The following is an 18594-nucleotide window of genomic DNA, read 5'->3' as shown; positions in this document are numbered from 1 at the left end:
AATCTCGCCCGATCTGGCTCACATCCCCGTCAGATCGCTCATCAGCCCTGACGCCACCGACAGCCGCGACACGGTGATGTCGCCGCCCTCGGTCAGCGCCTGCAGCCGCTCGCGGATGCGCCCGACCCGCTCGCCACCGGCCTCCAGCCAGGCCGCCACCGGGTCGGCCGCCTTGGCATGGCCGGTGAGCGCCGCCACCGCTATGCCGCGCCTGGCCGCGCCGATCGTGTCGGTCGCGCGCGACAGAGCGAGCTGGTCGTAGTAGTCGGAGGGCGTGATCGAGCGCGCCGCATCCTCGACTCGCGGAATGCGGAAGGCGTCGCTGACGGCGAAGAAGGCCTTGGCGGCGACGACGATATCGGCATTGGCCATGCGCGCCGTTAGCGCGATGTCGGGGATCAGTTCCGCCACATCGGTCAGCGCCAGCTGCGCGGCGAGCTTCTCCGGCGCGCCGGCCTTGAACAGACCATGCCGCCGCTCCTCTATCCGCTCGCGCGAGAAGGCGGGCAGCAGCGAGGCGAGTTTCGGCTCCAGTGCCTTGCGCGCCTCCTGGAGCTCGGCAATCCGCTGGCCGAGCGCCGCCGTGCCGGCATCGTTCTTAAGATACCAGCCGCTTGTCACGAAGATAAGCCGGCTAATCGCCTGATAGAGGTCGAGCTGCACCTGGCCGTCGATCTGGTTGTCGAGCGCGTCGATCTCGCTGTAGAGCGCCGGCAAGGCAAAGCCGTCACGCACCACGGCGAAGGTGCGCACTACGTCTGCGGCGGTTCGGCCGGTGGCTTCCTGCAGCCGGTTGACGAAGGAAGGTCCGCCGCGATTGACCAGGTCGTTGGCCAGGACGCGGGTGATGATCTCGCGGCGCAGCCGGTGGCCGCGGATCTCGGCGGCGTATTTCTTCGCCATCCGGTCCGGGAAATAGCCCATCAGGTCGCGGTCGAAATGCGCATCGTCCGGCACGTCGCTGGCGACGATGTCGGAGAACAGCACGATCTTGGCATAGGCGAGCAGCACGCCGAGCTCGGCTCGGGTCAGCGGCTCGCCGCGCGCCTCGCGCTCGGCAAGCGCCGCCGGCGACGGCAGCGTCTCGACGGCGCGATCGAGCAGGCCGCGTGCTTCGAGTGCCGACATGAACCGGCTCTGATGCGCGATATCGGCGAGCCCGCGCTTGCGCGCCATCGAAAGCGCCAGCGTCTGCTGGTAGTTGTTGGACAGCACCAGTGAGCCGACCTCATCGGTCATCTCGGCGAGCAATTTGTTGCGCGCCGGCCGGGTCAGCGATCCCTTGCGCATGGCCGAAGCCAGCGCGATCTTGATGTTGACTTCGACGTCGGAGCAGTTGACGCCCGCCGAATTGTCGATGGCGTCGGAATTGCAGCGGCCGCCCGCAAGCCCGAACTCGATGCGCGCCCGCTGCGTCACGCCAAGATTGGCGCCCTCGCCAATGACCTTGGCGCGCACGTCGAGCGCGGTGATGCGGATGGCGTCATTGGCGCGGTCGCCGACATCCGCATTGGTTTCGGTGGAGGCCCTGAGATAGGTGCCGATGCCGCCGAACCACAAAAGATCGACCGGCGCCTTGAGAATGGCGTTCATGATCTCGACCGGCGTCGCGGTGGTCTTGCCAAGGCCGATGGCCGCGGCAGCCGCCGCCGGCAGCGTGATCGACTTCTGGCTGCGCGAGACGATGATGCCGCCTTCCGACAGCTTGGTCTTGTCATAGTCCTGCCAGCTCGAGCGCGGCAAAGCGAACACGCGCTGGCGTTCCGCCATCGAGGCCGCCATGTCCGGATCGGGATCGATGAAGATGTCGCGATGGTCGAAGGCGGCGATCAGCCTTGTCTGCGGCGACAACAGCATGCCGTTGCCGAACACGTCGCCCGACATGTCGCCGACACCGACGACGGTGAAGGGCGCGGTCTGGATGTCGCGGTTCATCTCGCGGAAATGCCGCTTCACCGCTTCCCAGCCGCCCTTGGCGGTGATGCCCATTTTCTTGTGGTCGTAGCCGGCCGAGCCGCCGCTGGCGAAGGCATCGTCGAGCCAGAAGCCGTGCTTCTCGCTTATCGCGTTGGCGGTGTCGGAGAAGGTCGCCGTGCCCTTGTCGGCGGCGACCACGAAATAGGGATCGTCCTGGTCGCGCCGGATCACGCCGGCCGGCGGAATGACCTCGTCGATGCCGATATTGTCGGTGATCGACAACAGGCTGGAGACGAAGTTCTTGTAGGCCGAGGTTCCGGCCTCGAAGATGGCGTCGCGGCCGGCGCTCATCGGCAGCTTCTTCGGATAGAAACCGCCCTTGGCGCCGACCGGCACGATCACCGCATTCTTGACCTGCTGCGCCTTGACCAGGCCGAGCACCTCGGTGCGGTAGTCCTGGGCGCGGTCCGACCAGCGCAGGCCGCCGCGCGCGACAGGGCCAAAGCGCAGATGCACGCCTTCGACCTCCGAGCCATAGACGAAGATCTCCCGCCACGGCCGTGGCGCCGGCAGCCCGTCGACCGCCTGCGAGTCGAGCTTGATCGCCAGCGACTGGCCCTTCGCTTTCGTATCGGCAACGAAATGATTGGTGCGCAGCGAAGCTTCGATCAGGTTGAGGTAGCGGCGGATGATGGTGTCGTCATCGATGTTGGGCACCTCTTCCAGCGCATCCCTGATCTTGGCCTTGAGGTGCTTGGCCGCCACCACGCCTTCTGTCTCGGCCGTTGGCCCGAGGCGGGCGACGAACAGCGCATGCAGGCCGCGCGCGATATCCGGATAGCGGTTGAGCGCTGCGGCGATGAAATCCTGGCTCTGCGGGATGCCGGCCTGCTGCAGATAGCGGCCATAGGCGCGCAGGATGGTGACTTCGTCCGACCACAGTCCGGCGGTCTGTGCCAGGCCGTTATAGCCGTCATTGTCGATGTCGCCGCGCCAGACCGACAGGAAGGCGTCCTCGAACAGCCCGCCGCCATCGCCGAGGTCGATCGGCTTGCCGTAGCTGTTCTCGAGCTCCATGTCGTGGATGAAGACCTTGTCGGTCGCTTCCTCACCGACCTCGAAGGTGCGCTCGCTGATGACGCGGAAGCCGATGTTTTCCAGCACCGGCACCCGCCTCGACAGCGCCACGGGGCTGCCATGGTGATAGATCTTCAGCGCCGCCTGGTGCGGCTGCTGGTCGGCATGCCGGTAATAGTCGATGGCGATCGGATTGGCGGCACTGATCCTGGCGATGCTCCCGGCATCGGCCAGCGCCACCGCCGGCGGGAAACTATCGCGATAGCTTTCCGAAAAGCGCGCGGCGATCGCGGTGAGCGCCGCTTCCGTGCCGGTCTCGGCCGCAGTTTCACGCAGCGCGTCGTCCCAGGTGCGCACGATGTCGCGGATCGCCGCTTCGATCGCCGCCTGCTCGACCTTCGGCGTCTTGCCGCCGGAGCGGCCGATGATGAAATGCACGCGCGCCAGCCCGCCTTCCGGGAAGGCCGGGTAATAGGCCGACAGCCGGCCTTCGAACACCGTCTTGAGGTACGTGCCGACCTTCTCGCGCACGACGCTGTCGTAGCGGTCGCGCGGCACGAAGACGAGGATCGAGACGAAACGGTCGAACTGGTCGGCGCGCACCAGCGCCCTGACGCGCGGCCGTTCGATCAGTCCGAGGATCGCCTCGGCGTGCTTCCTGAGGATCGGAATCGGCACCTGGAACAGCTCGTCGCGCGGATAGCTTTCCAGCACGTTGATCAGCGCCTTGCCGGAGTGATCGCCGGGATTGAAGCCGGATTTCGTGATGACGGTCTCGGCCTTCGACCTGAGATAGGGGATCTTCATCACCGAGCGCGTGTAGGCGGTCGAAGTGAACAGGCCGACGATGCGCAGTTCGCCCGAAAGCGTGCCCTTGGCGGTGTAGGTCTTGACGCCGATGTAATCGAGATAGATGCGCCGATGCACGGAAGACTTGGCGTTGGCCTTGGTGACGATCAGCGGTTCCGGCCCATGCAGGAAGGCGCGGATCTCGGGCGTGGTCGTCACCGCTTCGGTGCCGCGCCTCAAAACCAGCACGTCCGGATCGGACAGGATGCCGAGGCCGGGCTTCTCGGCGCGCTCCAGCGTGCCACTCTTCTCGCCGCCGGTATATTTGAACTCGCGCATGCCGAGGAAGGTGAAATTGTCGTCGCGCAGCCATTCGAGGAAGGCGATTGCCTCGGTGACATGCGCCTTGTCGAGCGGCACCGGCGCGTAGCGGAACTCCGAGATTGCCTGGTCGAGGCGGGCCAGCATCGGCTTCCAGTCGGTGACTGCGGCGCGCACTTGGCCCAGCAGCTTCTTCAGCCGTCCGGCCAAAGCCTCGGCCTGGTCAGCGGACATGCGACCGATATGGACATGGACGACGCTCAGACGGTCATGGCTGAGATCGCCCTTGGCAAAGCCGCCATCGCCGAGGATTTCATCGACGCCGCTCTTGCCGTGCCTGACGACGACGACCGGATGGGTGACCAGCAGCGGCTCGCCGGCGCTCTCGGTGATCTCGCCGAGGATCGAATCGAACAGGAACGGCATGTTGTCGTTGACGACGGTGATGACCGTCAGCGGCCGGCCCTGGCGCACGACCCCGGACTCGACGTCTATGGCGACGACGCATTCGCCCTTCCTGTGCCTGGCGACGGCACGGCCGGCCAGATCGGCGGCGCGTTCGAGGTCGGAGGAATCATAGGCAGCGACGTCTTCGGCCGGCGCCCGGGCAAGCAGGTAATCGGCAAGCTTGCCGGCTTTTTCGCTCCCCCTTGCCGCGTCCTTCTTGGCCGGACTCGCCTTTTTCGACTGGCTTGCTGTTTTGAGGCTGGCCATGGTGTCAAATCCCTCCCGTCATATGCTTTTGCGACTATGGTAGCAGATGACCGGTATTTGGCGACAAAGGTTTGACGGCTTGCGAAGAAATATCGCAGCGCCGAAACTGACCGTCGAACGCATGAGGAGGAATACCGATGACCGGCAAGATTATGGCGCTTGACCTTGCACAGGCGGAGCTGAGCGAGACGACAAAAGCCTACTTCGCCAAATGCGAGGAGAAGCTCGGCCTCGTTCCCAATGTGCTGCTGTCCTATGCCTTCGACGAGAAGAAGCTGCGCGCCTTCACCGATACGTACAACGATCTGATGCTGGGCGACTCCGGCCTGTCGAAGCTGGAGCGCGAGATGATCGCGGTCGTCGTCTCCTCGATCAACCATTGCTACTACTGCCTGACTGCGCATGGCGCGGCCGTGCGCCAGCTTTCCGGCGACCCGACGTTTGGCGAAATGATGGTGATGAACTTCCGCGCCGCCGACCTGTCGGACCGGCAGCGCGCCATGCTCGAATTCGCGGTCAAGCTGACCGAAGAGCCGGCAAAGATCGTCGAGGCCGACCGGGCAGCGTTGCGAAAGGCCGGTTTCTCCGACCGCGACATCTGGGACATCGCTTCGACCGCCGCCTTCTTCAACATGTCGAACCGGGTGGCGGCGGCAATCGACATGCGGCCCAACGACGAATACCACGCCATGGCGCGGTAACGATCTCGCACCGTACATTAGAAGTTACGCATTCTCGTTGCGTGTTCGCCAGTTTGGTCCGATGATCAGCGGGCGGCATGGACCGCATGCCGGTTCGATGCCGCTGATCAAGGGAGGAGAACATGGCGAAGTTTCTCTATGTCTATCATGGCTCGGGCAAGATGCCGACCGACGAGGCCGAGCGGAAGGCCGCAATGGACGCCTGGACCGGCTGGTACGGCAAGCTCGGCTCGGCCGTGGTCGACGGCGGCAATCCGGTCGGCATGTCGAAGATGGTGCTGCCCGGCGGAAAGGTCGAGAACAATGGCGGCAGCAATCCGACCGCCGGTTACACGATCGTCGAAGCGAAGGACATCGACGATGCCGTCGCCAAGGCCAAGGATTGCCCGATCCTGATGGATCCGGCCTTCAGCGTCGAGATCGCGCCGATCATCGAAATGACGTGACGTGTTCAGGAGCGCGCGGCGATTGCAGCAGCGGCGCCGGCCATGGTGCCGGCGCTGATGCGGTTGGCGATCTTCATCGCGCGCTTGCTCTTGAGCAGCTTGCGGGCCTGCGCCGCGGCGAGCACCCAGGCAAGATCGATGGCGACCAGGACTACGGCCATGGTCGCCGTCAGCTCGACCCAACCGACGACGCTGACCGAGGCGAGATCGATGATGGTCGGCAGCAGCGCCAGATAGAACATCATGATCTTGGGATTGCCTAATGTCACCGCTATGCCGGCGAGGAAGAGCTTTGCCGGTGAATCCTCGCGCGGCATCTCGCCTTCCTTCGCCTCGACTGGTGCGGTCCACATCTTCCAGGCCAGATAGACGAGATAGGCGACGCCGATCCATTTCACGATGACGAAAGCGAAATGGAAGGTCTGCGCCACCACCGCCAGCCCGAACACCGCCAGCGACAGCCAGATGCCTTCGCCAATCCACATGGCGAGCAGGAACGGGAACACATCGCGAAACCCCTTGGCGATCACCCGCGCCACAAGGGCGGCGATCGACGGTCCGGGCGAGCCGGCAGCGACGAAGAGAGCGGCGGCAAAGATCATGAGCGACGTGAGCTGCATGGCGGGATCCCTGTTCCGAGGCGGTCGGCCCAAGACTAGCCCAACTGTGGAGGCTGGCAAGGCAAGACAATCGCGTGGGTTGGTGCTGCCCCTCACCCTTACCCTCTCCCCGTAAAAAGCGGGGAGAGGCGCCGCCGACGTTGGAGCTTCTTCCTTCTCCCCGTCGTTCACGGGGAGAAGGTGCCGGCAGGCGGATGAGGGGCAGCGCCGGCGTTTGTGGAATCAGGAGCCTTGCCGGCCCGGCGCTGCGCGGCTAGAAATGCCGCCCCGACACGATTTTCGAGCTTCACTTTGCCTACGTAACCGCCGGTCTCGTCAACTCCCCCGACACAATGCATGGCACCGCATCCGCGGCGCCTGTTTTCATTTCATATGTTCCTCAGGGTGGCGGTTCGAGACCGGTTTGGCACTGCTGAACCGCTGTCGCGCGCGCAAGCCGCCCGTGACGCCTGTTTTCCAATCGCCGCAGCCTCTCGCCACGCCGTGCCCGCATGGGCTCTCGACATCGCCGATCTGACGAACTTCCCGACGGGAAGGGCTTATCGGCATGTCTTCTTACTTGCGTATCCGCTGGGCGATCACGCCCAAAATGGCGCCTCGACCTCTCATCAACTGCAACCGCTGCGGCGGCACCAAGGCGTATCAATGCAGCGGCAAATTCCGCGTCAACGCCAACGGCAAGCGCATCGACGCCTGGCTGATCTACCGCTGCATCGATTGCGACAATTCCTGGAATTTCGGCATTCTGGAGCGCTGCAACCGCCGCGACATCGAACCTGACCTGCTGCAGGGTTTCGAAAGCAACGATCCGGCACTGGCGCGCCGCCATGCCTTCGATGTCGTTGCGCTGCGCAGCCGAACTGGGCGCATCGAGGAATTTCCAGAAGTCGCCGTCCACAAGCAGAGGCTCGGCGATGGACCGAAAGCCGCAACCGCTCTCGAGCTTCGGCTCGCGCTTGAAACGCCAACGTCGTTGCGGCTTGACCGCCTGCTCGCCGGCGAGCTCGGCATCTCCAGGTCGCGCCTTCAGGCGCTGGAGCAGCGGCGCTCGCTGAGCGTCGACTCGGACGGCGCAAAGGCTCTGCGCAAGCCGGTCCGAACCGGAACGGTGGTCCGTATCGATCTGTTCAGCGAACCCGACCGGCAAGCCATCATGACGGCCGCAGGCGGATGAGCCGGCAAGCACGGGAGTACGCGGCCGCATCGCGCGGTAGGATCATCCCGCCGGCGCGTATTCGTTCATATCGAAGACATGGTGGTGAACGCGGCCGGTGAACATCTTCAGCAGTTCGCCGGTCACTTCGCGGCTCTCGAACCGGACCGAGGATTGAAGCGCCCGTTCGCACGTCGCCATGTCGGGATAGCGGATCGCGAGCGCCATGGCGTAGACCGGCGCGCCTTCGTCACGCGCCGCGCCGTCGAGGACGCGGATTTCCTGCGCTCCGGGAAACTGCGTCCACAGCGGCACCAGCCTCTCCTTCACGAAGCGACGAAACTCGGCCTCGCTGCCCGGATGAATCTCGCCCTCGAACAGGGCATAGCGGACGATCATGGTCTCTCCTTGCACGACAGAATTCCGCGGCCGTACGGCGAACAACCGTACGGCCTGTAGGACCGGTTGGATTTGGGTAGGGACGCGGGCGCCTGTCATGCGCCCGCTTCGGTGGATGCCTATTTGCCCCAGATCTTCTTGTACTGGTCGCGATAGCCGTTGTCGGGGTCGAAGGCGTTCTTTGGTCCGCCGTCGAATTCGACATTGTCGGCCGTCACGACATGCAGCGGCGACAGATAGCCGGACCATTTTTCCCCGGCGATGGCGCGGTTCAGCTCGTCGACCAATTGCCAGCCCTGCAGGTTGAGCGGCTCAGCGACCGTGACCTTCTGGAACTGACCGGCGCGGATGCGCTGATAGGCCGATTCCGAACCGTCGCCGGCGGCGACATTGATCGGCGCGTCGGTGCCGGCCTTGCCCGCCGCGGCGAGCGAGGGTCCCATGAAGTCGAAATAGAGGTCGTTGATCGCCAGCGAATGCGTCCAGGCATCGCCGTATTTCTGCAGCAGCGAGGTGGTGAGCTGTGGCATGCGCTGCGACGTCTCGGCGATTGGCGTGTCGACATATTCGAGCACCTTGCCGCCCAGCCGCTCGATCTCGGCCTTCATCTTGTCGGCCTTGGCGATGGCGATGGCATAGGTGGAATCGGTGAAGATGATGACTCCCGGTTTGCCCTTGGCGTCCGCATAGGCCCAGTCGGCGGCGGCCGTGGAAACCTGCATCGCATCGGTCGAGACGTTGGCGAACACGCCGTTCTTGTCGTCGGGTCCGATCACCGGCCCGGCATGCCAGGAAACCAGCGGAATGCCGGCGGCCTTCGCCTGTTCCAGCGCCGGCGCCTGCTCGACCGCGTCGAAGCCGTTGATGACGATGCCGTTCGGCTTCAGCGCCATCGCCTGGCCGAAGGCCGCGGTGCGGCCGCCGATCGAGCCGGCGCCGTCGATCACCTTGACTTCCCAGCCGATCGCCTTGGCCGCCTCTTCAACGCCGGTGGTGACGCCGAGAATACCGCCATTCTTGAGATCGCCGGCGAGCACGACAATGGTCTTGCCTTCCTGCGCCTTTGGACCTGTGGTCGGACCGTCCCAAGCGGTGACCTTCTGGGCGTATTTCTGCACGACCGCCATGGCGTCGGCCATCGCGTCTGCCCGTGCCTGGCCGGCGAACAGGGCCGGTGCGGCGATGGCCACCGCCATCAGGGCGACGGACGATTTCAGGAATGTTCTGCGCTGCATGCTGGGTTCCTCCCTTGGGTTTTTGAAACAGACTGACCGTCCGGTATTCAGCCTCCGGACGGATCTGGTTTGCGGACAATTCCGGCCGCGCCGCGCTTGCGCTGGGCGTAGCCGGCGATGCCGATGGCAACGAGCAGCGTCACGCCGTTGAACAGCGGCTCGACGAAGAATGAGCCGCCGAATTGCTGGATGCCGGAAATGCCGACGGCCAGGATGATGACGCCGGTCATCGTGCCCCAGACGTTGACGCGCCCTGGTTTTATGGTGGTTGAGCCGAGAAAGGCGCCGACCAGTGCCGGCAGAAGATATTCCAGCCCGACGCTGGCCTGGCCGATGCGCAACTTGGACGCCAGCAGCACGCCTGTCAGCGCCGTCAGGAAGCCGGACGAGACGAAGGCCCCGATGACGAAACGGCGCACCGGAATGCCGTTCAGCGCCGCCGCCTTCGGATTGGCGCCGATGGCATAGACATAGCGGCCGATCGGCAGATATTCGAGGATGACCCACAGCGCTACGGCGATTGCCAGCACATAGAGGCCGGTGACCGGCAGCCCGAACACCATCGTCCCGTTGAGCGCATAAAAACCTTCCGGCAGCACGCCGACGACCTGCCGGCCACCCGTGTGCCAAAGCGCCAGCGCATAGAGCACGGTGCCGGTGCCCAGCGTGGCGATGAAGGAGTCGATACGGGCGACCTCGACCAGCAGGCCGTTGAGGAAGCCGGTCGCGGCGCCGAGCAAAAGCACGATCAGCACCGCCAGCGGCCAGGGAATGCCGAACATGGTCTGCAGGCTGATCGCCAGGATGTGCCACAGCACGATGCCGTAGCCGACGGTCAGATCAATGCGACCTGAGGCCATCGGGATCATGGCCGCCAGCGAGAGCAGCGCGATGATCGCCTTGTCGGAGATGATCGAGCGCAAATTGAGCAGCGTCGGAAATGTATTCGGCAAAAGAATCGAAAACAACAGGATCAGCAACACGGTCAGGATCACCAGGCCGTAGACCGGCAGCAGCCGGGTGATCTTCTGCCGTGCCGGCAGGCTGGCCATTTCACCGCGGGTCGGCTCGAGTGCGCTGGATTCGATCGATGGCATGGAGATCCTCCGGGACAGTCAGGCGGCTTCGGAAGCCGATGCCGCGGTGATCACCGCGGACGTGGTCAGTTCGGGTCCAGTGAGTTCGCGCACGATCCGGCCGCGCGAAAACACCAAAGCGCGATGGCAGATATGGGCGATCTCCTCGAAGTCGGTCGACACCACGACGACGGCGAGGCCAGCTTCGAGCGCGCGGCCGATCAGCCGGTAGATCTCGGCCTTGGCGCCGACATCGACGCCGGCGGTCGGGTCTTCGGCGATCAGCAGCTTGCGGCCGGTATGCAGCCAGCGACCGACCACCACCTTCTGCTGGTTGCCGCCCGACAGTGACTCGATCGGCAGGCTCGGATCATTGGGACGCAGCCCGACCGATCCGCCGATCTCGCGCGCCAGCGCGGCCTCCTTGTAAGGCGCCAGGAACGAGAACAGGCCGCGCTTGCCGGCGCCGGGATTGAGAAAGCTGTTCTCGCGGATCGACAGTGAAGCGGCGATCGATTCCTCGGTCCGGTCGCGCGCGATCAGGCCGACGCCGGAGCCCATGGCGGCGATCGGGCTCGACAAATCGGGCACGACGCCGTTGATCGTCACCGAACCGGAAAAGCCCTGGCAGCCGAACAGCGCCCGGCCGACCAGTTCCTGCCCGGCGCCGCGCAGGCCGACGAGGCCGAGCAACTCGCCCATGCGCACGTCGAACGACACCGGCCCGGCCCCGGCGCAGACGAGGTCGCGGACAGCACACACCGTCTCGCCGGCCTGCGTCTCTGCCTTGGTGAAGACCTGGCTGACCGGGCGGCCGACGATCATCTCGACCAGTTCGTCCGGTCTGGTGTCGGCGACCTTCTTTTGACCGACCAGCCGGCCGTCGCGCAGCACGGCGACGCGATCGGCGATGCGGAAAATCTCGTCGAGGCGATGCGAGACATAGATCATGCCGACGCCACGCTGCTTGAGCGGGCGGATGGCGTCAAACAGGCGATCGACCTCGTCGGCGGGCAGGCTGGCGGTCGGTTCGTCGAGCACCAGCACATCGGCCTCGGTGGCCAAGGCGCGCGCGATGGCGACCAGTGATTTCTCGGTACGGGTCAGGTCCTGGACCCGCGTCGTCGGATCGAAATCGCAGCCGACGAGCTTTAGCGCCTCGCGTGCCCGTTCTTCGGTGGTGCGCCAGTCGATGAGGCCCGAGCGCAGCGAAAATCCCTGGGCGAGGCCGACGTTCTCGCCGACGGTCATCCATTCGATAAGGCCGAGATCCTGGTGAATGAAGGCGACGGGTTGGCGCTGGTTCGGCTGCGGCGGGCGGTGGTGATAGGGCTCGCCGCGAAACAGGATGCTGCCGCCATCCGGCCGGTAGATGCCGGCAAGCGTCTTGATCAGCGTCGACTTGCCGGCGCCGTTCTCGCCGAGCAGCGCGAGGATCTCGCCCTTGCCGAGATCGAGCGACACGTCGGAGAGCGCGCGGGTGCCGCCGAACTCCTTGGTAATCGACTTGAACTCGATCAGTTTCTCTGCGGCCAAAACGCGTTCCTCCCGAGATCGCCAAATGATGTTATCGATAACATTTCTGAGCGTCAAGCAACAAAATCAGGGGGCCCCGATCAGCCGATCTTGCCGTCGAGCAGGCGCATCATTTCGGCCGAATCCTTCGGCCCCAGGCCAGCCGCGCAAAGCAGGCGGTGAATCTCGACAAGCTGGCCAGTCATCGGCAACGGCGTCTTGGTCTTCAGCGCAAATGACTGCAAAGAATCCAGGTCCTTCAGCATGTTGTCGATGCGGCCGGTCGGCGAGAAATCGCGGGCGGCGAACTTTGCCATGAACTCCTGCATGATGCTGGAATCGGCACGGCCGCCCTTGAGTGCGGCGGGGATCACCTTGGGATCGACGCCGCCGGCTTCGGCGAGCTTCACCGCCTCGGCAACCGCCTGGAACTGAACCGCGCAAAAAAGCTGGTTGATCAGCTTCGTCGTCTGGCCGGCGCCGCTTGGCCCCATCAGCGTGTAGTTGGCGCAAAGGTGCTGCATCACCGTGCGGGCGCGTTCGAAGTCTGCCGTTTCGCCGCCTGCCATAACCGTCAAGCGGCCGCCGAGCGCACCGGGAACGCCGCCTGAAAGCGGGCAGTCGACCCATTTCATGCCGGTCTCGGCCGCTAGTTTCTTGGCCATCTGCGCGGTGTCGGCTGGGTCGATCGACGACATGTCGATCAAGAGCTTCTCCGGCGAAGCAGCAGTCGCGACGCCGTCGTCGCCGAACACCACTGAACGCACGATATCGGCATGGTTGAGGCTGAGGATGACGAAGTCGTTCGCCCGCACTGCCTCGGCGACCGACGCGGCGGCGGCAGCGCCTTTTGCGGCGAGCGCGGCGACCTTGACCTTGTCGAGATCGAACACCGTGACCGTCTGCTTGGTTTCGATCAGCCGGGTGGCGATTGCCGATCCCATGATGCCGGCGCCGACAAGGGCGACCTTTGCTGCTTGCGTCATCTCAACGTGCCTCTTTCCTGGTCCTGGCAGCGGGTGCGGCGCCAAGCCCGTTCAGCGCCCGATCGACGATCCTGTCGACCGGAGCATCGATGTCGACAGTGACCACCAGCTCCTCGCCGGCCGGATTTTCCAGCGCGGCGAGCTGACTGTCGAGCAAGGCCGGCGGAAAGAAGTGCCCGCGGCGGTCGGCCATCCTGGCCTGCAGGACACTGCGCGACCCCTGAAGGAATACGAAGAACACAGGCCCGCCCGCCGCATGGCGAAGCCGGTCGCGATAGGATTTCTTCAGCGCTGAGCAGCTCACGACGAGCCCGCTTCCCTCCTCATGCGCTAGGCGCAAGGCGGCGCCCACCAGATCGAGCCAGGGCCAGCGGTCGTCGTCAGAGAGCGGGATGCCCAGTGACATTTTCTCGACATTGCCGCGCGGGTGCAGCGTGTCGCCCTCGACGAAGCTAAAGCCTAGCCGCGCGGCGATGTCGATGCCGACGCTGGTCTTGCCGCAGCCGCTGACGCCCATCACGACGATGAGCGAAGCCTCAAAGGCAGGTTGTGATGCCGCCATCGACATAGAGCGTGTGTCCGTTGACAAAGGATGAGGCCGGGCCGGCCAGGAACACCGCCGCGCCGACCAGTTCGCCGACATCGCCCCAGCGCCCAGCCGGTGTACGGTTGGTTAGCCAGGCCGAGAATTCGGGATTGTCGACCAGCGCCTGGTTGAGCGGCGTCTTGAAATAGCCCGGTGCGATGGCATTGACCTGCAGCCCGTGCTTGGCCCAGTCCGCGCACATGCCGCGCGTCAGATTGCGCACGGCGCCCTTCGTCGCCGTGTAGGGCGCGATGTTCGCTCGCGCCAGTTCGCTTTGCACCGAAGCGATGTTGATGATCTTGCCGCGCTTGCGCGGGATCATGTGCCGCGCCACCGCCTGGCCGACGAAGAAGACGCTCGAAATGTTGGTGCGCAGCAATTCGTCCCATTTGTCGACGGGAAAATCCTCGAGCGGCGTGCGGAACTGCATGCCGGCATTGTTGATGAGGATATCGATGGCGCCGATGGTGGTTTCGATCTCTTCGACACCTTTGGCGACCGCCGCGTGATCGGTCACATCAAAGACCGCGCCATGCGCCCTGTGCCCCTTGGCCATCAGCGTCTCGACGGCGGCCGCGACCTTTTCGGCGCCGCGCCCGTTGAGCACGATCTCGGCGCCGTGCTGCGCCAGCCCTTCCGCCAGCGCCAGGCCGATGCCCTGCCCCGAGCCGGTAACCAAAGCCCGCATGCCGGACAAATTGAACAAAGAACCGCTCACCTGCTCCTCCTGAGGACATGTCGCCTGAAGCGGATACGATTTCCGCCGCGCCACCGCCAGTGCCTATTGACATGAATGTTATCGATAACATAGTCAATGGAAAAATTGCCGCTGCTGGAGGAGACGACGCCGTGACCGAGATCTTGATGACCGGCCCCTACCCGGATTGGGACATGGCGGACCTGGAAGCGAGATATCGCGTCCACAAGCTGTGGCAGGTCGAGGACAAGGACGCGCTGATTGCAAGCCACGCCGGCGCAATCCGCGCCATCGCGACACGCGGCGAGCTCGGCGCGAGTGCCGCATTGATGGCAAAGCTGCCGAAGCTGGAGATCGTCTCCTGCTATGGTGTCGGCACCGATGCCATCGACCTTGCCTATGCCAGGGAAAACAGCATCCGCGTCACCAACACGCCCGACGTGCTGACCGAGGACGTGGCCGATATCGGCATCGGGCTGCTGCTCGCCGTGGCGCGCAAGATCCCGCAGGCCGACGCCCATGTGCGCAATAACAGCTGGCGCAAGGGCAACATGCCGCTGGTCACGCGCGTCTGCGGAAAAAAGCTTGGCATTGTCGGCATGGGCCGCGTCGGCGCCGCGGTGGCCAGGCGTGCGGCGGCCTTCGATTGCACCATCGCCTATTTCGACCGGAATGAGCGCGACGACCTGCCCTACGCATTCATCGGTGATCTGGTCGAGCTGGCGCGGCAGAGCGAATTCCTGATCGTGACGCTCGCCGGCGGTGACAGCACCAGGCACATAATCGATGCGGCGATTCTCGCCGCGCTCGGAGCGGACGGCATCCTGATCAACATTTCGCGCGGCAGCACGGTCGACGAGACCGCTTTGCTCGCCGCCCTGGAAACCGGCGCCATCAAGGGCGCCGGACTCGACGTGTTCTGGAACGAGCCGACCATCGACGAGCGCTTCCTGCGGCTTGCCAATGTCGTGCTACAACCGCACCACGCCAGCGGCACGGTGGAGACCCGCAAGGCCATGGGCCAGCTCGTGCGCGACAATCTTGCCGCCCATTTCAGCGGCCAGTCCTTGCTGACGCCGGTGGTTTGAGAAAGGATCGTGGCCATGAAGTCGATCGTCATCCACGCGGCAAAGGACCTGCGGATCGAAGAGACCGAGCCGGGCATGCTTGGCGCCGGACAGGTCGAGATCGCTGTCGAGGCCGGCGGCATATGCGGCTCGGACCTACATTATTACAACCATGGCGGCTTCGGCGTGGTTCGCCTTCGCGAGCCGATGATCCTCGGCCACGAGGTCGCCGGCACGGTGAAGGCGCTTGGCGCCGGCGTCTCGAGCCTCGCCGTCGGCGACCGCGTCGCCATCTCGCCCAGCCGACCCTGCAATGCCTGCCGCTACTGCCTGCAGGGCATGCAGAACCAATGCCTCAACATGCGTTTCTACGGCAGCGCCATGCCGATGCCGCATATCCAGGGCGCCTTCCGCCAGCGCCTCGTCGCAGAAGCATGGCAATGCCACAAGATCGCCGACCATGTCTCCATCAACGAGGCTGCTTTCGCCGAGCCCTTCGCGGTCACGCTGCATGCCGTGAACCGCGCCGGCTCGCTGCTTGGCAAACGGGTCCTGGTCACCGGCTGCGGCCCGATCGGCGCGCTGTGCATCCTCGCCGCACGCGCCCATGGCGCGCGCGAGATCGTCGCCACCGATGTCATGGACGGCGTGCTGGCCAAGGCTAGTGAGATCGGCGCCGACCGCACCATCAATGTCGCCACCGACGGCGACAAGCTCGCCGCCTACAATGCCGACAAGGGCAGTTTCGACGTAATGTTCGAGGCCTCCGGCAACGAGCGCGCGGTGTGGGCGGGGCTCGATGTCCTGAAGCCGCGCGGCGTGCTCATGCAGCTCGGCCTTGGCGGCGATGTGTCGCTGCCGCAGAATCAGATCGTCGCCAAGGAAATCGAGATGCGCGGCAGCTTCCGCTTCCACGACGAGTTCGCCCTTGCCGTCGACCTGATCAATCGCCGTCGCGTGGACGTCAAGCCGCTGCTGACCGGCATCTATCCGATGGACGAGGCGGTCGCGGCGTTCGAAATCGCCGGCGACCGCAACAAATCGATGAAAGTCCAGATCGCATTTAGCTAGAGCATGATAGCGAAATCAGGTGCTCTCGCGCTCGACGATGCGATAACTGGTCAGGACGATTTCCTGCCCGCGCTGCTTCTCGCCGCCGCGGATAAGCTGGATCAGCCGGCGCGCCGCTTCGCGGCCGATGCCGTAGCAATCGACATTCACGGTGGTGATGCCGGGATGGCAGAAGGCGGCAACCTCATAGTCGCCGAAGCCGGCAATGGCGATGTCCTGCGGCACCCGCATGCCCCGGCGCTTGCATTCCATCAGCGCGCCGAAGGCCGAAAGATCCGATACGCACAGCACCGCCTCGGTGTCGGGCCAGCGCTCGAGCATGGAGACGACGGCCTGGCCGCCCTGCTCGATGGAGATGGGCGGCACACCGAAGGAAACCAGCCGGCCCGGCGGCAGGCCGAGCTCCTCGATGGCCCTGACAAAACCCTCGCGCCGCTGGCTGCCGCGCGTATCGCGCGACGTCGTGCCGCCGATATAGCCGAACTTGCGGTAGCCTTTTCTGGCCAGCGTCTTGACCAGCAGCCCCATCGCTTCTTCGTTGGAGAACCCGACCACCTGGTCGATGGGCTTGGCCGGCAATTCCCAGGTTTCGACCACCGGGATGCCGGCGCTCTCCAGCAGCCGGCGGGCGCGGTCGGTATGGGCGCCGCCGGTCAGGATGATGCCTTCCGGCCGTCGCCGCAGCATCGCCTCGATCAGCCTCTCTTCCTTCTCGACGGTGTAGTCGGTGTAACCGAGCAGCAGCTGCAGCCCGGTGCTCTCCAACTCGTCGGTGATTCCGCGCGCCGTGTCGGCGAAGTTCGAATTGTTGATCGAGGGAACGATCGCCGCGACGAAGCCGGTCTTGCGCGACGACAGGCTGCCGGCCGACTGGTCGAGCACGTAACCGAGCTCGTTGACGGCGGCCATGATCTTTTCACGCGTCGCCTTGGAGACACGGCTGCCTTCCTTCAGCGCCCGCGAGACCGTCATTGCGGACACACCGGCCCGCTCGGCCACGTCGGCCATCGTCGGCGTCTGGTTCTCCCCCGGTCTCGGCGATGCTGCCCTGCCCATCAGTGTTCCTCGCAAGCCGCCGGCGTCGACCCGGTCCAGACGGATGCCGGGCCACTGGACGGCGGCTGCATCGGGCGTCCGGCGTCGTTCATGCATCCCCCTTGGAAATCGGATTGTGTTAGGTATGTTATCGATATCACATCGATCTGACAACAACCACGCCGCGAAGTTCGATCCCGAATTAGCAAAGCGCGCGGCGCCGGGAAAGTGAAACGCGGCAGAGAGGCAATCGGAATGTTCGGAGAAATCGAGGGTACGGGATTCGAGGTGCTGGATCCGCGCTTTGCCAGCTGCTTCGTCGGCCATGCACGGGTCGAGCGGCTGTGGACGGGTGGACGCTGGCACGAAGGGCCGGCGTGGTTCGCGCCGGGCCGCTATCTGGTCTGGTCCGACATTCCCAACAACCGCATGATGCGCTGGGACGAGACCACAGGCGCCGTCTCGGTGTTTCGCCAGCCCGCCAACAACTCGAACGGCAACACGGTCGACCGGCAAGGGCGGCTCGTCACCTGCGAGCACCTGATGCGGCGGGTGACGCGCACCGAATTCGACGGGTCGGTGACGGTGATCGCCGACCGCTTCGAAGGCAGGCGCTTCAATTCGCCCAACGATGTCGTGGTGGCGAGCGACGGCGCAATCTGGTTCACCGATCCGTCCTACGGCATCATGCACGACTATGAGGGCGAGTATGGCGAGGAGGAAATCGGCGGCTGCCACGTCTACCGGGCCGGCCCCGCGAGCGGTGAGGTGATGCGTGTCGCCGATGATTTCGCCAAGCCGAACGGCCTCGCCTTTTCACCCGACGAAACGCTTCTCTATGTCGCCGACACCGGCGCCTCGCATCTGCCGGACGGGCCGCGCCACATCCGCCGCTTCAGGGTCGGCGATGACGGCAGGCTGAGCGGCGGCGAGGTTTTTGCCCAATGCACGAACGGGTTGTTCGACGGGTTCCGCGTCGACACCAAGGGGCGCCTCTGGTGCAGCGCAGGCGACGGCGTCCATTGCTACGATCCGGACGGAACGCTGATCGGCAAGGTCCACATCCCCGAAGCCGTCTCCAACCTGACCTTCGGCGGTGCCCGCCGAAACCGGCTCTTCATCACCGCGACGACATCGCTGTACGCGGTCTACGTCACCGCAAACGGTTCAACGCTGGGGTAACGGCAGA

16 protein-coding genes are annotated in these 18594 nt (G+C 64.8%); 6 read left to right on the top strand and 10 right to left on the bottom strand.

Annotation, left to right across the window (positions count from 1 at the left end; translation table 11 throughout):
- Window positions 1-18: 18 nt before the first annotated feature.
- Window positions 19-4818, bottom strand: coding sequence for an NAD-glutamate dehydrogenase (locus ACFX5Q_RS13915; protein WP_404278683.1), 4800 nt, complete (start codon window positions 4816-4818; stop codon window positions 19-21).
- A gap of 137 nt (window positions 4819-4955) precedes the next feature.
- Here ACFX5Q_RS13915 and ACFX5Q_RS13910 point away from each other — a divergent pair, with 137 nt between their 5' ends.
- Both ACFX5Q_RS13910 and ACFX5Q_RS13905 read left to right on the top strand, forming a co-directional pair.
- Window positions 4956-5519 (top strand): peroxidase-related enzyme, encoded by a 564-nt coding sequence (locus ACFX5Q_RS13910; protein WP_404278681.1) that lies wholly within the window; start codon window positions 4956-4958, stop codon window positions 5517-5519.
- Between the two features lie 122 nt (window positions 5520-5641).
- Window positions 5642-5965, top strand: coding sequence for a YciI family protein (locus tag ACFX5Q_RS13905; protein WP_192181949.1), 324 nt, complete (start codon window positions 5642-5644; stop codon window positions 5963-5965).
- A 5-nt stretch (window positions 5966-5970) separates the two neighbouring features.
- Here ACFX5Q_RS13905 and ACFX5Q_RS13900 read toward each other — a convergent pair whose 3' ends face one another.
- Complete coding sequence (locus ACFX5Q_RS13900) at window positions 5971-6585, bottom strand: LysE family translocator (RefSeq protein ID WP_404278678.1); 615 nt, start codon at window positions 6583-6585, stop codon at window positions 5971-5973.
- A 547-nt stretch (window positions 6586-7132) separates the two neighbouring features.
- Between ACFX5Q_RS13900 and ACFX5Q_RS13895 the strand changes: the two genes are divergently transcribed.
- Entirely contained in the window at window positions 7133-7759 is a 627-nt protein-coding gene (locus ACFX5Q_RS13895) for a DUF1062 domain-containing protein (protein WP_404278676.1), read from the top strand.
- A 42-nt stretch (window positions 7760-7801) separates the two neighbouring features.
- On the opposite strand, the gene ACFX5Q_RS13890 is transcribed toward ACFX5Q_RS13895, so the two are convergent.
- From ACFX5Q_RS13890 to ACFX5Q_RS13860, 7 genes are all read right to left on the bottom strand, one after another.
- Window positions 7802-8137: a hypothetical protein gene (locus ACFX5Q_RS13890; RefSeq protein WP_404278674.1), complete on the bottom strand. Its 336-nt coding sequence runs from the start codon at window positions 8135-8137 to the stop codon at window positions 7802-7804.
- A gap of 119 nt (window positions 8138-8256) precedes the next feature.
- A complete protein-coding gene (locus tag ACFX5Q_RS13885; protein ID WP_404278672.1) occupies window positions 8257-9372 on the bottom strand; it encodes a substrate-binding domain-containing protein in 1116 nt (371 codons plus the stop codon).
- Window positions 9373-9419: 47 nt separating this feature from the next.
- Window positions 9420-10469 carry an ABC transporter permease gene (locus tag ACFX5Q_RS13880; RefSeq protein ID WP_404278670.1) on the bottom strand — a complete coding sequence of 350 codons (1050 nt, stop codon included), beginning with the start codon at window positions 10467-10469 and terminating at the stop codon, window positions 9420-9422.
- A gap of 18 nt (window positions 10470-10487) precedes the next feature.
- Window positions 10488-11984, bottom strand: coding sequence for a sugar ABC transporter ATP-binding protein (locus ACFX5Q_RS13875; RefSeq protein ID WP_404278668.1), 1497 nt, complete (start codon window positions 11982-11984; stop codon window positions 10488-10490).
- Between the two features lie 80 nt (window positions 11985-12064).
- Complete coding sequence (locus ACFX5Q_RS13870; protein ID WP_404278666.1) at window positions 12065-12949, bottom strand: NAD(P)-dependent oxidoreductase; 885 nt, start codon at window positions 12947-12949, stop codon at window positions 12065-12067.
- Window position 12950: 1 nt separating this feature from the next.
- Complete coding sequence (locus ACFX5Q_RS13865) at window positions 12951-13517, bottom strand: gluconokinase (protein WP_404278664.1); 567 nt, start codon at window positions 13515-13517, stop codon at window positions 12951-12953.
- On the bottom strand, window positions 13486-14223 hold the full coding sequence (locus tag ACFX5Q_RS13860; protein ID WP_404278779.1) for an SDR family oxidoreductase: 738 nt from the start codon (window positions 14221-14223) through the stop codon (window positions 13486-13488). Before ACFX5Q_RS13860 ends, ACFX5Q_RS13865 begins: the two co-directional genes overlap by 32 nt.
- Window positions 14224-14399: 176 nt before the next feature.
- Here ACFX5Q_RS13860 and ACFX5Q_RS13855 point away from each other — a divergent pair, with 176 nt between their 5' ends.
- A complete protein-coding gene (locus tag ACFX5Q_RS13855; protein WP_404278777.1) occupies window positions 14400-15320 on the top strand; it encodes a 2-hydroxyacid dehydrogenase in 921 nt (306 codons plus the stop codon).
- Between the two features lie 15 nt (window positions 15321-15335).
- Entirely contained in the window at window positions 15336-16370 is a 1035-nt protein-coding gene (locus ACFX5Q_RS13850) for an L-idonate 5-dehydrogenase (protein WP_404278662.1), read from the top strand.
- A 15-nt stretch (window positions 16371-16385) separates the two neighbouring features.
- Here the strand turns inward: ACFX5Q_RS13850 and ACFX5Q_RS13845 are convergent, their stop codons facing one another.
- Window positions 16386-17378, bottom strand: coding sequence for a LacI family DNA-binding transcriptional regulator (locus tag ACFX5Q_RS13845; protein ID WP_006201212.1), 993 nt, complete (start codon window positions 17376-17378; stop codon window positions 16386-16388).
- Between the two features lie 282 nt (window positions 17379-17660).
- Here ACFX5Q_RS13845 and ACFX5Q_RS13840 point away from each other — a divergent pair, with 282 nt between their 5' ends.
- Entirely contained in the window at window positions 17661-18587 is a 927-nt protein-coding gene (locus tag ACFX5Q_RS13840; protein WP_404278660.1) for an SMP-30/gluconolactonase/LRE family protein, read from the top strand.
- The last annotated feature ends 7 nt before the right edge of the window (window positions 18588-18594 follow it).

The organism is Mesorhizobium sp. IMUNJ 23033 (assembly GCF_044778005.1).
In the GTDB taxonomy this organism is placed as follows: Bacteria; Pseudomonadota; Alphaproteobacteria; order Rhizobiales; family Rhizobiaceae; genus Mesorhizobium; species Mesorhizobium amorphae_A.
This window is presented reverse-complemented; position numbering and strand designations above follow the sequence as displayed.

Coding starts and splice junctions, on each gene's coding strand:
- ACFX5Q_RS13845 (WP_006201212.1), bottom strand. CDS start 17,378: ATGGCCGACGTGGCCGAGCGGGCCGGTGTGTCCGCAATGACGGTCTCG.
- ACFX5Q_RS13860 (WP_404278779.1), bottom strand. CDS start 14,223: ATGCGGGCTTTGGTTACCGGCTCGGGGCAGGGCATCGGCCTGGCGCTG.
- ACFX5Q_RS13915 (WP_404278683.1), bottom strand. CDS start 4,818: ATGGCCAGCCTCAAAACAGCAAGCCAGTCGAAAAAGGCGAGTCCGGCC.
- ACFX5Q_RS13895 (WP_404278676.1), top strand. CDS start 7,133: ATGTCTTCTTACTTGCGTATCCGCTGGGCGATCACGCCCAAAATGGCG.
- ACFX5Q_RS13900 (WP_404278678.1), bottom strand. CDS start 6,585: ATGCAGCTCACGTCGCTCATGATCTTTGCCGCCGCTCTCTTCGTCGCT.
- ACFX5Q_RS13890 (WP_404278674.1), bottom strand. CDS start 8,137: ATGATCGTCCGCTATGCCCTGTTCGAGGGCGAGATTCATCCGGGCAGC.
- ACFX5Q_RS13885 (WP_404278672.1), bottom strand. CDS start 9,372: ATGCAGCGCAGAACATTCCTGAAATCGTCCGTCGCCCTGATGGCGGTG.
- ACFX5Q_RS13910 (WP_404278681.1), top strand. CDS start 4,956: ATGACCGGCAAGATTATGGCGCTTGACCTTGCACAGGCGGAGCTGAGC.
- ACFX5Q_RS13880 (WP_404278670.1), bottom strand. CDS start 10,469: ATGCCATCGATCGAATCCAGCGCACTCGAGCCGACCCGCGGTGAAATG.
- ACFX5Q_RS13870 (WP_404278666.1), bottom strand. CDS start 12,949: ATGACGCAAGCAGCAAAGGTCGCCCTTGTCGGCGCCGGCATCATGGGA.
- ACFX5Q_RS13855 (WP_404278777.1), top strand. CDS start 14,400: ATGACCGGCCCCTACCCGGATTGGGACATGGCGGACCTGGAAGCGAGA.
- ACFX5Q_RS13905 (WP_192181949.1), top strand. CDS start 5,642: ATGGCGAAGTTTCTCTATGTCTATCATGGCTCGGGCAAGATGCCGACC.
- ACFX5Q_RS13850 (WP_404278662.1), top strand. CDS start 15,336: ATGAAGTCGATCGTCATCCACGCGGCAAAGGACCTGCGGATCGAAGAG.
- ACFX5Q_RS13840 (WP_404278660.1), top strand. CDS start 17,661: ATGTTCGGAGAAATCGAGGGTACGGGATTCGAGGTGCTGGATCCGCGC.
- ACFX5Q_RS13865 (WP_404278664.1), bottom strand. CDS start 13,517: ATGTCGATGGCGGCATCACAACCTGCCTTTGAGGCTTCGCTCATCGTC.